The following is a 13,881-nucleotide window of genomic DNA, read 5'->3' on the forward strand; positions in this document are numbered from 1 at the left end:
AAATGTAGGCGGCGACGCGCGGTGTGGAGTTACGCGCGTCGCCTGATCCGTCTACGTTAGTGGTCCGCTGTAGACAAAGACCGATGCAGCTGCACTGTATTTTGTGCTACCTGTCTATCTTGGCGCCGTAGTTGCGATTCATACTGCGCCAATTGCAGCACCGCTCCTGGAGCACTCGACCTTGCGACTCCGACTGCTTGGCGCGACGTTTTCCCGGCGATGAATTGCAGGCTTGCGTCAGGAGGTAAATTGTCATTACCAAGTTTCGCTCCGTACTCCTTCGCAAATGCCTGCGCTTTAGTTAAAACCCCTTTCTCTGCAGCCATCAAGGTACTTTGGGCCGATTCATATGCCTTCAGGAACTCACCCTCGCTTCGGAACCCAAGCTCCGCGACACGACGAGGGTCGACAGCCTGGCGCATGCCGGTCAACGCAGATCCCTCTGTTCGAATTGCACCACTTAGCCGAACCACCTCTTTACCAGCCATTCGTACCCCCTCCTTAGATGCTTCGACACTGGCCCATGCGGCGCTGCCTGCTCGCCCCAGTTTTAGCAGCGCACCACCGGCACGGACAGCGGGAATCACTGTCAATGCCGTCTCGATTCCCCCGGCAATTATTGGGTGCTCCTGTTCGAATTGTTGCCATTTCATTCCCAGCCCAGCTACAGCATTAGTAAACGGCTTGAGACTAATGCTGTCTCGTATCTGCTCCGGCTTGAGAATCGCATCATGGTCTTGGACTCGCTCTTGTGCAGCCCTGATCTTCTCATCGGCATTTGACAGTTGGCCTTGGACCGCGGCCATCTCCCCATCGAAGCCAGGCATCACCTTATTGGAAAGCTGACGCGAGCGTGCCTCAAGGCTCCCCTTGTTTGGTACATGAGCATCCTGACGTTGCTGATCACCAGTCGTTGATGGCACATTCTGCCCCCCAACAGCAGGGATAGCTTTCTTACTGCCATGCGAAGGTGGCATATGATGGCCAGCGCCAGGAGCAGGCGGGGCGACAGGTTTCTCAGCGATCACATGTGGATCTCGCAACGTTAAGGGCGACTGAGATGGGTCCGTAGCCACCGTGTTTGCTGCTGGAGCCACTCCCCGGTTGGCCTCGGCGTCAAACTTAGACGGCCCGTTAATACCTGACAGCATGGAGAGCACAGAAGCAGTGGTTTGCCACTCCCCCATGCCCTCAAGCGCATTGAACCTGGCAACATCCTCACCGTTTCGGATGTCACCCGCTCGGGCGAGGCGTGTGCGCTCAGTTCCCAAGCGCGCGAGGTAATTCTGGTTATTGGCCTGTTCCAACTCCTGGTGCCTCCTCTCAAGCTCAAACCTTGCTGCCGGATTAGTAAGAAGCTGCGCACCCATTTGATCATCTCGTGTGGTGAAGCTGGTATTTGCCGATTGAGACAGCCCGACAGTTTCCTGCAGACGCTGTTCCGAGGATTGCATCCGGGCGGTTGATTGGCGTAAAGCCGTTGCCAGCCCTTGCGCAGTTTTTTTGTCTGTCCCGGTATACGTCTCGAATGCATGCTGCGCGCGTGTTGTAATGGTTTTTGCCCATGCCTGATCACTGCCAACCAACGTTGAAAGGCTGTTCGCAAAACGCTCCAGCTTTGCTTTGTCAGTCGTGACACCTCTTGCAGTGCTGACGGAAGCCTCAACACCACCGAAGGGAGATTTGATGCCCGCACTACCATTAAGAGCCATTTTGAAATCGTGCATTTCCCTCTCGGAGAAATTGGCTTCCTTTGCCGCAACCTCGGCCGCCTGACGGACCTTGCTCGTGCGCTCAGAGTAATCCCGGGAAATACCAGCCGCATTGGAATCTGCAGAACGCCAGCCGCTCCCTTGGCTTTTCATCCAGTTGAGTGACTTTTCAAAACTAGATGCCACCTCAGCTCGAGCTGACGAGACTTGAGAACTTGCACTCGTAATGGCGTTGTCAATCGTGCTGGCCGTGCTGTGGGACCGCAATGAGGCTCCGGCCTGCACCATACCGAGCAATTGATTCCCTGTGATTGACGGGCCTAACTGTGCTGCGGAACCAATATCGGTAATCGGTCCGGTCCTCATGATGTCTGGACTAGTTTGCTTCTCATCCACATGGTCACGTCCAGACCAACGACCAGCCAGGGAGGTGACAGCCATCGCAGACCCCGTAAGCATGGCAAGCGATACCAAGGGGGTGGCGGCCAACATATCGGAAGCTACCGACAGCCGAGATGCCAATACGTCATAGTAAATCTGAGCAAAGTTTCCCAGCGTCAACATACTGGCGGGAATTTGCTCAAGCTTGTCCGAAACATCGTTCTGGATATACATCTGGATAACGGCTGAAAAAGGGAGCCAACTCGAAGTCCATACACCGAACAGTAGATATTTGACATACATTCCGAGCGCGCCGCCCCCTTTCATGACCCCGTAGATCACAATCAAGGGTGCAAAGCTGAAGAACATGATCTGCATGAAGACCATGGCTGGCATCAGCATCTTTGTAAAAAAACTCCCCGCTGCTGCTGCATCATTCCGGCTCTGCTCAAACGCTTGAGTAAGTTGAATATTGCACGCATTGAAAGACGCAATATCCGTATTGCTACCCATGCAATTGAATGTGTTAGTCAACGTATTGAATGCAAGCGCATTCAGCATGAAGCCTCGCGTATCTTGCGCAACTCCATTCGCATCAATAGCCGCTTTCCAAGTTCCCGGCAACATCGTGTCCAAAACGTTCTCAACGTCACTCTGTTGAAATTTTGCACCAAGTGGATTTTTCTCCCTCATGCTTGTATTAAGCATTTCTGTAAAATCAGGGTTTGTCCCTGACAGAAAACTAACATTAATGTCCTGATAAATACTAGCAGCAGCCTCATTGCAAGAGACTGGCGTACCATTTGGATAGGCTTTGCTGAAGTAGTTGGTCAACCCACTATCTCTAGCATGAGTCAAAACATAGTTAATGGCATCGGCACTCCGCTGAAGATCTTTCATGGAGAAAGAGCTTGAATTAGCTGTACAGTCAAGAATAAATGACTTAAGGCTAGCCGCAATATTTACGTCAGCCCGTTCAATGCCCCTACGTAAGGAAAAAAGTAACTTCAGAGGCATTACGAATCCGTTTTGACTAACACCCATGTAGCTACCGTTAACGCTCTGATACGTGGTATTGGCCAAATCGAATATTTTGTAGCCTGCGGTGGTAAATGCACCTGCTGGAAGTGAGACGATCAACGGCACATTATCAATCTTCGCAACATTACCTGTATAGATGTCATTTACGATTACAGAAGTTGGGATTGTAGAAGTCCATACGACAGCAAACAAGCCAAACATTCCGCTGACAGGCCCCATCACACCAGGCACCGAGCCATCGCTTTGTTTGCCGATCATGAACAAGATAGCCGACATGAGCATGACAAGACCGCCAACCATGAAGGCACTATTAAGGAACCCCTTTTGATTAAAGGTCATGGCAACTGCATTGAGCGCCGATTGGAAAGAGCTTACATCCCCAAGTACATAAATATTGAAATCAAACATCAACCATCCCCTTTAGCGCATCTCAGGCTTTACAAACACTGCAGGGTTATCCTGATTAATGGCCTTTGTGTAGGAAATTGCATCATTAATAGCGGACATCTGTTGTGAGACGGATGCTCGTAATTGAATGACCTCCTTTAATAAATCCCTCTGAGCATTGATAACTAAATTATCAGCAGTAAATTTTGTTCCCCCGAAGGTTGCTTGGGCCGCGACAAGAGCAGACTCTGCAAACTTTATTGTCAACTCATCAACCACTACCGGAGCCATCTTGCGCGCTATATAGTCAGACGCACCAGGCATCGACTGCACTTTTTTCATCATGCCCAGCACCGGGGCGCTGATAGAACCGATGAATGTTTTTTGCTGAGTGGTAAAGTTGCAGGCATTCCCAGTGCAAGAGACCAGCTTACCGACAATAGAATCCACTGAAGTACTTGCACCGCTAGCTGAGCCAAACAACATAGCATTTACATAGCCATGAACCCCACCGAATTCGAGGGTAAGGCGTTCAATTTTTCGGCACTGACCTTCGTCATAACCATCCTGGCAACGCAAAACATAAACAGGTTTCTTCCCCTCCAGATTTCCATCGCGGAGATCCGGAAGGTGGATTGTCGGTGCCCAGTAGCGGCCGTTATCTACTTGAATGCTCCCATCCGCATTCTGTTGATCACTATCATTTTCTGGGCCAACCACTACTGAACCAATTAGGCTCATTACAATTTCATTTGCACCATTGGGGTTAGATTCAGTGCTCGTTGGGTCACCCAGCATCTCACCAGCACGACTTGCTTTAAGCGCCTTCCAAGTCAGATTGCCAAGCTCTGGGGCTTTCCCTGTGTTTGCAGCATCCCTTGCCCCCTGATTTGGCTGAGACAGAAAATTATCTGTTCCTTTGAAGAAATCACTGATGATGCCTTGTGCTGTATTAACCTCTGGCGTGGTTTCCTGCATTGCAAAACTACGAATTGCATCGCTCACACCGGTTTTATCCATGATAGTCGTGGCCAGCGAGCACGTGTTTTTCATCATGGAATTCAATGCAGCAATTTTGTTCTGAAAATCTTGCATCAATTTCCCAAGTGCCGGGTTAATTGCATCGATCGCGGCCTTAAAAGCTACGCCGACTGCGTTTGCGGCAATTTGTCGGAACAATGCCACGAGTTGATCAGCGTTGATGAACGAGAAGGCGCCACCAAATAGGTCAATGCCACCACAACCAGCAGAGATTCGTGGCGGGTCAAATGCCACCAAATTGATATTGCGGATTGGCATCCTGATCGAAGCTCCGCCACCTACAAGACCACCTCGTGATTGGTTCGTAAAGCTGGAAGGGGCCGTTACATTGGATGCAAACATTCCATCCAAAGCATCCTGTAGCCCAGCACTTGCGGTAGAAGAAAGACCGATTGTGCTGGCAAGTAACGAGAAGACAATCACTCTCTGAGCCATCGCGCTTGCCAGCCTATGCTCGGGAATTTTCTTGAGTGGCCTTAAGTTGCATCGAGGAATGTTCATTAGAAAAACTCCACCGAATCTAGAAGTTCAGACTCCAATTCCGCGAGGGACTCAATTTCCTCAGCTAGCCCGCATAGCGAATCAGGGTTGCCGGGGTTAGTGACCACCTCCCTTGCAACTCTCAACAAACGAAGCAAAGTAGCCATTTCATTTTGATTTATTAACAGCTCTCGCCTTTGAACCCATTCCAGATCAAGTTGGTCATTTTCACTTTGCAGAGACTGCAATGAAGCAATAGGCGTAAAAAATGGAACAAAGTCATTGCTATGCATAATCGCCCCTCTCCAAAAATTAGCGTGATAGTTGTGATTGCTTTTCGATCCAAGCGAGCACATCTGCGGCTTTCCATACGTTGAGACGCGGAGAAAGCTTGATCGGCTTTGGAAATGTTCCCTCAGCACATCTTTTGTAAATGGCTGATTTTTTCAAGCCAACTAGCAGTTCAACACTGCTAAGCCGCAGGAAGCCTACCTGTTGAAGCATTTGAATAACTAGTGAGTTCTCATGTCTTGTGGAGCTTTCCATAGTTGCTCTCCGTGGTTTAGGTAAAGCCATGTTCCATCAAGTTCGAAATGCAGGCCATCCCCCCATTTCTGCGGTTAACGACAGCAAAAACAGTAAGTGGATACATAACACGTATCGATAATGGCGCCATGTATCGATTGCCATAAATATCAATGGCACATTGAAATTTGGCAGAATTGGGGGGATCGACGACTCATCAGAGGGGTAGGACACTAGCTTCCATCATCAATCGTACTCCACCACAAATGTGTAAGAAGCCAACTAGACGACTGCGCATTGCAGCATTAATTGATGAAGCAATTCAGGTAGAGCGGGAGGATGCGTACAAGGCTGATTCCATCGGATACATGGCTCCAGCACTTGCACAGGTGACGCTTCCACATAAAAGCCAAGGAGAGTCACTTTATTACGAAAGGACTAACGGGAAATTGACGCTAGCTATACGTGGCCATAAGAGCTATGGGTTGCCATTTGGAACAATCCCACGAGTGATATTGGCCTGGATTTCCTCTGAGGCAGTTCGAACAAAAAGCCCTGAGCTTTTCCTTGGAAGAAGTGCGGCTGAATTTTCTAAAAAGCTTTCTCTTCACTATAACGGTCATGATTTGAGTAGGCTCAAGAAGCAATGCCTAGCTCTTTCACGGGCATTAATCTCCATTGATCATGAAGTGGAAAAATCGCTTAGATTTGAAGACATAAAAATTGTGCGATCAGGCCTAATCTTCTGGGAGAAAGACATAGAAGCAACAACATCTCTCTGGGAAAACACTATTACCCTTACTGAAGATTTTTACTCAGCTATCGCTTCTTCTTCAGTTCCATTAGACCTTAGAGTCTATTTTGCTCTAAAGAAATCTCCTTTGGCCATGGACATATATTGTTGGCTGACGTACCGCATGTTTCTGCTCCAAGTGTCACGCAAGTCGCGAGTGCTAATTCCGTGGGAATACTTAAAAGCGCAGTTTGCCTCCGGTTACTCTGATGATGAGCAAGGACTACGTGACTTTAAGAAGGCCTTTTTACGTCGATTACGGGAGGTCCTGCTTTTTTATACCGAGGCACAAGGTCATGTCTCTGATAACGGGAAGCACCTCGCACTGACACCCTGTCGGCCACATGTTCTTCCCACTGAAAAAAAGTGAACGACTTCAGGAAGTGTTGTTGATAAATCTGTTGAAATCCTGTGGGTAAGATGAGTTATCCATGTGCAATCTGTCCCGCCGCATAAAAGTCAATATAGGTGCAGGTTTCAGGCATATCTTCGAAAGTTGCTCACGTGGAATCTCTCCCGTATTCATGGGTAATCTGTCCTGGAAATCGTGATGTGTAATCTCTCCCAAGCCAAGTCCAGCCTGATTATTCGGCTGGCTATTAAGGCCAACCAAGTAGTTTTGCAGCTATGTATTTAATCATGTCTTGACCGCCGCTTCATGGGGATAACGAATAACAGGTATGTGTAATCTGTCCCAATGGTTGCAAGCCCATGGCACCGATCAAGGAAGAGAATATCTGCTTGTTGCCGTCCTGGATGACGGCTGCCTCCAGATAGCCTGGAGGCAAAGCGATCCGTTGGCTCTCGCGCTTTCGTTGCCGAAATCGCAAAAACAGGAATCTCTAATTGTGTCGTCGCTCCGCGACGACTCTTTTTACATCGCTAAGATCCACGTTTTTCAAATGTTGTCTCTTTATGTTGTCACCTAGCCAAGTGAAGTTTTCTGATCGCCAAGTCAACTTTCTTACTGCGCAGTGTGCAGTGTGCAGTGTGCAGTGTGCAGTGTGCAGTGTGCAGTGTGCAGTGTGCAGTGTGCAGTGTGCAGTAGATGGTAGATGGTAGATGGTAGATGGTAGATGGTAGATGGTAGATCCATGATATGGAGGAGTAGTATGCTTTATGAAAACACCCTGACATTTATGCAGCGATTGCAATTTGCCGCAGCCAGAGGAAATTATTACTACATCAATGGGGAAATTGATCTTAGTAAATTTGAACGCTTAGCAAGAAAATTTGCGACGATATATGGAACGGAACTTCCCCGCAAAACAAAATACAAACGCCGTCACTCAGGAGAAGCCACCGCGACCCTCTATGCAGTGCGCCGGACATCCATTGTCAATCTGGATGGTGAAATTCCTGTCTACTGGGTACTGATCGTAAGTAGCGGCTATGGTCGTATCAATGAGCGAGAGCAGCTTAAGGATTTGCGAAGTCGCGATAGCCGCCTTACTTTTTCCAGCAAATATGAGTTAGTTCATGATGGGAAAACATGGAGTTGGAAGATGACCTCATCCATGTTCCAAAAATATCAAGATAGAATCCATTCAATTGCATCGCTGCCAGTAAATCGGCGAAAGATAATTGAGATTGACGGTATTAGATGCGACTACCACGCTGAAAAACTGCAGGATCAGTTATATGGAGAACCGGGATTTAGGTTGATCCGCCGACAAGTTGGCTGGCTCGTAAGCCAGCTACGTGGTGAATGGGGTCGGTTGAGGCCACTCAATGGTCCGCAGCCATCGAAACGTACTTACTTGCCGTACATCCAATTCTTTCCGAATAAGCCCCCTAGACAATTTGAAAATGAGCCTGAAATGACAAATGAGGAACGACGGGCATTATTTCGTGCCGCATTTGGCGATGGCTAAAAGGGGCTAGCCAAAAATAGCAAAACAAGTTGGCGGCAAGCATCTGTATGTGAGCATAAAACGCCAACTTGTCCCCCAGGTTGGGAAGATTTATTCGTCCTGGGGCCTAATTGCAGGCGCTTATAGCACCTGACCACTGTGCCGGCCAAAACTGGCTACATTTCCTATGACGGCTTGTCACGACGCGGTTGCTCATGGCTCGCTTGTTCATCTTGGTCACATCATCCGGCGGATATTCGGCCAAAGCAGTCCATCATGCCTATGTGCTAGCATGATGGCTATCAGCCAGTACAAGACATACCACCACACAACAGCCAGCATCTCGAGCCTGTGACCGGCTGCATCATGAAACGAAGGCTTTTCGCCGTATGCAGGGAATTGCAAATGGAGTGTTTCCGGATCGACGAAAGCGGCTTCACCGGCTTTGACCTGCTGAACCCCGAGCAGCAGTTTCAGGGGGCGACGGCCATTGCCATCGACAATGACGAGGCCAGGCGTCTGATCCGGGAGCACTTTCCCAAGCTGCAGGCAGACGAACTCAAGTACCGTGCATTGGCGCGTCGCCCAGCCAACCACCACCGCCTGATGGCGCTTCAGCGCGCCTTGCTAACCCACCACAAATGCGTGACCTATGTCTGCGACAAGCGCTTCTTACTTCTGCTGATGTTCTTGGACTATGCAGTCGAGCCCTTCTACTACGAGCGGGGGATCGACTTCTACGAGGACGGACAGAACTACTCGCTTGCATCGCTGCTGTACGTGACAGGGCCGACGCTCCTAGGGAGCGGAGCACTTGACCGGTTGCTTGCAAGTTTCCAGCGTGCAGTGAAGGAGAAAAGTCCGTCGGCGCTGGCCGATCTGGTCGCGGCCGCGCGCGCCTCGCGCTGGCGGGAACTGCCGGAAGCGTTGGGCCCGTTGGCAAGGTTTGCGGCGCCGGAATGCATGCAAGCGATCGCCACCCCGGGTGTTACCACAGATGCCGCCTTCGTGGTGCTGCAGTCCCTGGTCAGCCGAATGGAGGTCATTGCCGACGGCCCCTATCGAATCGAACACGATCAGTCCAAGAACCTACTCATCTATCACGAATTGCTGCAGCGCTACATCAGCCATGAGGACGCGATCACGTTTCGTCAGTCAGAGATCGCCAGTATCACCTTTCCGCTCAAGCTCCAGTCGGTGACACAGGTCGATTCCAAGGCCAGTCCCGCAGTGCAACTTGCCGACGTGATGATCGGCGCGGCCATTGAGGCGGTGAGCACGCTCTCGGGGCAACGAGCCGGGACGTTGGATGCCGAGAAGGTTATGGCGCTGTATGCAGATCATCAACTTATCCATATGTTGCCATCGATCGATTTCAAGGAACAAAAGCGTTTCCGCCAGGGAACCCAGGCGGCACAGGTGATCGATTATTTCGCAAAAAAATTTCATAAGCCACAATGACAAATGGAAGCAAAACCTCCCGTGCTACTGCGCGGGGGGCAGATAAACATCACCACGGACGCGGCTGAAAGCGTCTTTCTGAGTGGAGGGGATTGCATGGCAAGCATTCATTCGGAGTATCAACGCTTTCTAACGTACCTGACGCAGCAAGAAGTGCACGACGACGTGCGCCGACTCGCGCACCTAGTGCTAAACCACCTGCAGCCACTTGCCGAGGTCGGAGCCGCGCGCCGTGGGCGGTCCACTCGCCTGGCGCCGCTGGCCATCGCGCAACTGGCGCAGATGCCTGCCGTGTACGACGGGGAAGCTCACGTGCCCGAAGCTGGGCCGGCACTTGGGCGCCTGCAGCAGCTCGAGGTGGGTCCGTTTCGCGGGTTTATGCGGCAGGAGACGTTCGACCTCAGCCATGACATCACCCTTGTCTATGGCGCCAACGGCACTGGCAAGAGCAGCTTCTGTGAGGCATTGGAAGTGGCGATGCTTGGCTCCATCAGCGAAGCGCAAGTCAAGCGGGTCGATCAGCGTATTTACTGTAACAATGCCCGCCTGCGTCGCCATGTCGCGCCGGTTCTCTCCGCCAGAGGGGCAGACGAGGCGCGGACCGTGCAGCCCGACGAGACCGAGTACCGCTTCTGCTTCATTGAAAAGAACCGCCTCGACGACTTCGCCCGCATCGCCGCGCGGACACCGGGCGATCAGAGACAGCTCATCGCAACCTTGTTCGGCGTGGATCAGTTCAGCGAGTTCGTCCGCGGCTTCAATCCCTCGCTCGATCAGGACCTGATGCTCGTTGGGGTCCAGGCGTCTCAGCTGGTACAGCGCCGCCTGCAACTAACGAACTCCGAGCAGACGATCGCTGCCTACCCGCAAAAGATCTCAGCAGTCGAGGGCTTGGAGCATGCCTTGGCGCAGCGCATGTTCCCCGGCGTGGCGTACCAGGCTTGCGTGGACTGGATGCTCGGTACGCCGCAACAGCAAGGGCGGCTGCCGTTTGTCCAAGGACAGCTGGATGCCGTCCCACCTGCCGTACACGATGTCACCCAAACTCAGCTGCAGGCACTTCTGGCAGAAGCCTACCGCGTCCAGGGACTTTGGCAGGAGTCGTCCGGTCAGCTCGCGGCCCGTGCTGGCGAGCTGTCGTACGCCAAGCTCTACGAGGCGGTGCTGGCCCTCGCCGACGGGGCGACCGCCTGTCCCGCATGCGGGACTGGACTGGCTGTTGTGGCTCAGGATCCTTTCGCCAAGGCACGAGCGGGTTTGGAGCAGCTCGCGGAATTGGCCGCCCTTCAGCAGCAAGAGGCCGACCTTCGGACGCAGTTGAGTGAGGCCGTGCGGGCGCTCTGGGATGAGATGCGTCGCGTCGTGGCGGCCGCTGCGAACGCGTGTCCTGCTGAACTGCAGGCAGCGGGTCTGCCTCTGCTGCCTCCCTCCGCTGCGGGTAACTGGCTTGGTGCGTGGGTCGATGGTGAGCGACATGCCTGGAACGCTCTGCTGCGGGTCGCCGAAACCATTGAGCGGTTCGACGCGCAGGCTCGCGAAGTGCTTGCCCAGCGCGGAGCGCTGGCCCAAGAGCGGGACAGGTTGAACCAGCATCAGCTGGAGGTCGAACAACTTCGGACCGTGCGCATGACGGCGGACCAGGAATTGGCCGCTGCCCACCAAACCGTGGCCCAGTTCGATGAGGCGAACCGCGAACTGATCCAGGCTGTCGCGGCAGAGGTGCCGCTGGTCGCGCACCATCAGCGGATCAAGGCCGCCTACGACGGTTTCCTGCCCGAGATCCAGGCCTACCTGGCCGCACTGCCGGGCGTACTGCTCCAGGGCCTGGGAGAGCAGGCTCGTCATCTGTACAACGCGTTCAATCGCGCTGATCCGCCTGGCGACCTGCTGCACGCGCTGTGGCTGCCCGTGGCAGAGAACGGCAAGATCGAGGTGGAGTTCGTTGGCGAACCGGGCGTGCGCTATGACGCACTGATCATCTTCAGCGAAGGACACATCAAATGCTTGGGCCTGGCGATACTGCTGGCCAAAAACATCGCGCAGGGCTGCCCCGTAGTGATCTTCGATGACGTTGTCAACGCGATCGACGATGACCACCGCGATGGGATTTGGCGTACCTTCTTCGAGGATGGACTGCTGGACGGCAAGCAAATCATCCTAACTTCGCACGCCGAAGAGTTCTTGCATCGCATCCAGCAGGAGCTGGGTACGCGGCGTGCCGCGGTCATCAAGCGCTACAAATTTCTACCGCATCAGGGCGAACACGAGCTCCGCGTCGACAGCGACCCGCCGACTAAGAACTACGTTCTTCTGGCCCAGCAGGCATTGGCAGCCGACGAGAAGCGCGAGGCGTTGCGCCAAGCGCGGCCCGCACTGGAGAGCCTGACGGACCGCCTCTGGACCTGGCTGGGCCGGCGTACGGATGGACGCATCGAACTCAAGCTAGGCGGACCGCGCTCACCATGGGAGCTCAATAACAAATGTACTAAGTTACGGTCAGCCGTCGATCGCGTCGCGGCACAGCACGCCGGCGCACCAGATGTCGTCGCCGGATTGACACGCCTCCTCGGTGTCGGTGCTGGAAGCATCGAATGGGGCTATCTCAACAGTGGTGTGCATGACTCCCAACGAGACCATGAGTTCGACCGCACCACTGTGCGCACAATAGTCGAATCGGTTACAGCATTGGATGAGGCATTAGCGGTGTTACTCGGCCGTTAACTCATGATCTCCCTTCACCAGTGATCAGGGGTAAGTCCCAATCAATATCCGCTCTCGATTCAAAGTTGGAACGTTTTACTAGATGAAAAAGAAACAAGCAGAAATACTGGGGCGAGTATACCCGCGAGACTTGTACGGAATCCTACAAGGGCTTTGGGACGACAAGCCGTTCTATCCAAACTGGCCGAACGTTGAACTCCCTCCAAAGGCCGTGTTCGATGAGATCATTGATGTCTGTTACCACGCGAGCATGTTGACAGAGGAAGGTCGCCCGACGGTATTCCGAATTGTCTACCTCGACAGCCATAGTCCAGTTTCGCCAAGGGACGAAGATGATCTGCCACCGGCCACGCGATACCTGCTCAACGAGCCTGTGCCATTCACTCAACACGAGCTTCGGCGACTGGCCCCGGTTGCTGATCCAAGGCGGGTATTGATCGCGATCGAGCAGTCTGGCGGACAGCTGCAAATCTACGGTCTTGTCGATATCGGCATGACGTTGTGGGAAATGGCCCGCCACGAACGAATTTGGGGTCATTCGTCCCCTGATGCCCTGATTGTGATGTCCACTAAGCCTGGTGAGTTGAGCATTTCTCGCGGAGATAGATCTGCCCTGAGAATGCGAGAGGGGGAAGTCGTAACGGCGGCGGAAAGCGTCTTGCTGAAGGGGCCTGTCACCCAATTTTTTGATACAGCGTGGGAGACTCTTATTCACAAGGCTTGTCTGCAATCCGGCATCGATCAAGACCCATTCGAGGATGACGGCCTGAGCTTAGCCCATCAGTCGTTTATCGAGTCGGTGCTCTTGTATGCAGCCGAGCTGAAACATGGCGGCACGTTGCTGTTCGTGCCAGATGAGATTACGCACGAGGACCCACGCTTACTGAGCCGTGTATCGATCAAGTACATCTTGTCTAGCACGCGGCCACGAGACGCACTGACATCGGCGATGGCTGCAAGACTTGAGCGCAACGCTCTAGCGGAGAAACTGCAAAATCGGCGAACTGTGAAAGCGGAGGAGTTGGAGCAGTTGAATGCGCTTGAGGAAGAGCAGTTGAGCCGCGAAGATGCTGCGAGAGATGCAGCACGGTTCATTGCGTCTTTGACGGCCGTGGATGGCGCTGTAGTGTTGACGGACTCATTGAGGATCATTGGCTTCGGGGCCGAGGTCACGACGAGCTTTTCAGCAGGAGACAAGGTTCACGTCGCACACACAGCAGAAGCCACCAAAACGAAAGAGGTGCAATTTGCTGAATACGGTACACGACATAGGTCGGCCTTCCGATTCGTCGCAAGCATGGAACCGTCGGTAGGGTTCATTCTATCTCAGGACGGCGGGGTTAAGGCGATAAGGCAAGTAGGATCAACGTTGGTAATGTGGCCATACTTCCGGATTGGCTTTACCACAGCGTGGATGTAGGCATTTAAACGACACATGCTCAGGGGGTAAGGTGTCATTGCCGGAGATTGTTGAGGATAAGTTAGG

Annotated in this window: 9 protein-coding genes; 5 read left to right on the top strand and 4 right to left on the bottom strand. The window is 52.7% G+C overall.

Translation table 11 applies throughout. From position 1 onward, the window contains the following. Nucleotides 1–56: 56 nt before the first annotated feature. Genes DB032_RS09500 through DB032_RS09510 form a run of 4 tightly spaced genes read right to left on the bottom strand, consistent with a single transcriptional unit; the run spans nucleotide 57 to nucleotide 5,588 of the window. Nucleotides 57–3,542, bottom strand: coding sequence for a conjugal transfer protein TraG N-terminal domain-containing protein (locus tag DB032_RS09500; RefSeq protein WP_107799262.1), 3,486 nt, complete (start codon nucleotides 3,540–3,542; stop codon nucleotides 57–59). Between the two features lie 12 nt (nucleotides 3,543–3,554). Continuing rightward, nucleotides 3,555–5,063, bottom strand: a complete 1,509-nt coding sequence (locus tag DB032_RS09505) for a conjugal transfer protein TraH (protein ID WP_199225862.1) — start codon at nucleotides 5,061–5,063, stop codon at nucleotides 3,555–3,557. After that, on the bottom strand, nucleotides 5,063–5,335 hold the full coding sequence (locus tag DB032_RS23660) for a hypothetical protein (protein ID WP_146176631.1): 273 nt from the start codon (nucleotides 5,333–5,335) through the stop codon (nucleotides 5,063–5,065). The genes DB032_RS09505 and DB032_RS23660 overlap by 1 nt, the downstream gene beginning before the upstream one ends. 19 nt (nucleotides 5,336–5,354) lie before the next feature. Continuing rightward, nucleotides 5,355–5,588, bottom strand: coding sequence for an AlpA family transcriptional regulator (locus DB032_RS09510; RefSeq protein ID WP_199225863.1), 234 nt, complete (start codon nucleotides 5,586–5,588; stop codon nucleotides 5,355–5,357). Between the two features lie 245 nt (nucleotides 5,589–5,833). Between DB032_RS09510 and DB032_RS09515 the strand changes: the two genes are divergently transcribed. The 5 genes from DB032_RS09515 to DB032_RS09535 all read left to right on the top strand — a co-directional run bounded on the left by DB032_RS09515 (nucleotide 5,834) and on the right by DB032_RS09535 (nucleotide 13,815). Beyond that, complete coding sequence (locus tag DB032_RS09515; protein WP_107799265.1) at nucleotides 5,834–6,730, top strand: replication protein RepA; 897 nt, start codon at nucleotides 5,834–5,836, stop codon at nucleotides 6,728–6,730. A 742-nt stretch (nucleotides 6,731–7,472) separates the two neighbouring features. Further along, entirely contained in the window at nucleotides 7,473–8,234 is a 762-nt protein-coding gene (locus tag DB032_RS23665) for a hypothetical protein (protein WP_146176632.1), read from the top strand. 384 nt (nucleotides 8,235–8,618) lie between these two features. Then, nucleotides 8,619–9,674: a DUF3800 domain-containing protein gene (locus DB032_RS09525; RefSeq protein ID WP_107799267.1), complete on the top strand. Its 1,056-nt coding sequence runs from the start codon at nucleotides 8,619–8,621 to the stop codon at nucleotides 9,672–9,674. Between the two features lie 96 nt (nucleotides 9,675–9,770). After that, nucleotides 9,771–12,395 carry an ATP-binding protein gene (locus DB032_RS09530; RefSeq protein ID WP_107801771.1) on the top strand — a complete coding sequence of 875 codons (2,625 nt, stop codon included), beginning with the start codon at nucleotides 9,771–9,773 and terminating at the stop codon, nucleotides 12,393–12,395. 82 nt (nucleotides 12,396–12,477) lie between these two features. Continuing rightward, complete coding sequence (locus DB032_RS09535; RefSeq protein ID WP_107799268.1) at nucleotides 12,478–13,815, top strand: putative sensor domain DACNV-containing protein; 1,338 nt, start codon at nucleotides 12,478–12,480, stop codon at nucleotides 13,813–13,815. Nucleotides 13,816–13,881: the final 66 nt, after the last annotated feature.

This window comes from Chromobacterium sp. Panama (genome assembly GCF_003052555.1).
GTDB lineage: Bacteria > Pseudomonadota > Gammaproteobacteria > Burkholderiales > Chromobacteriaceae > Chromobacterium.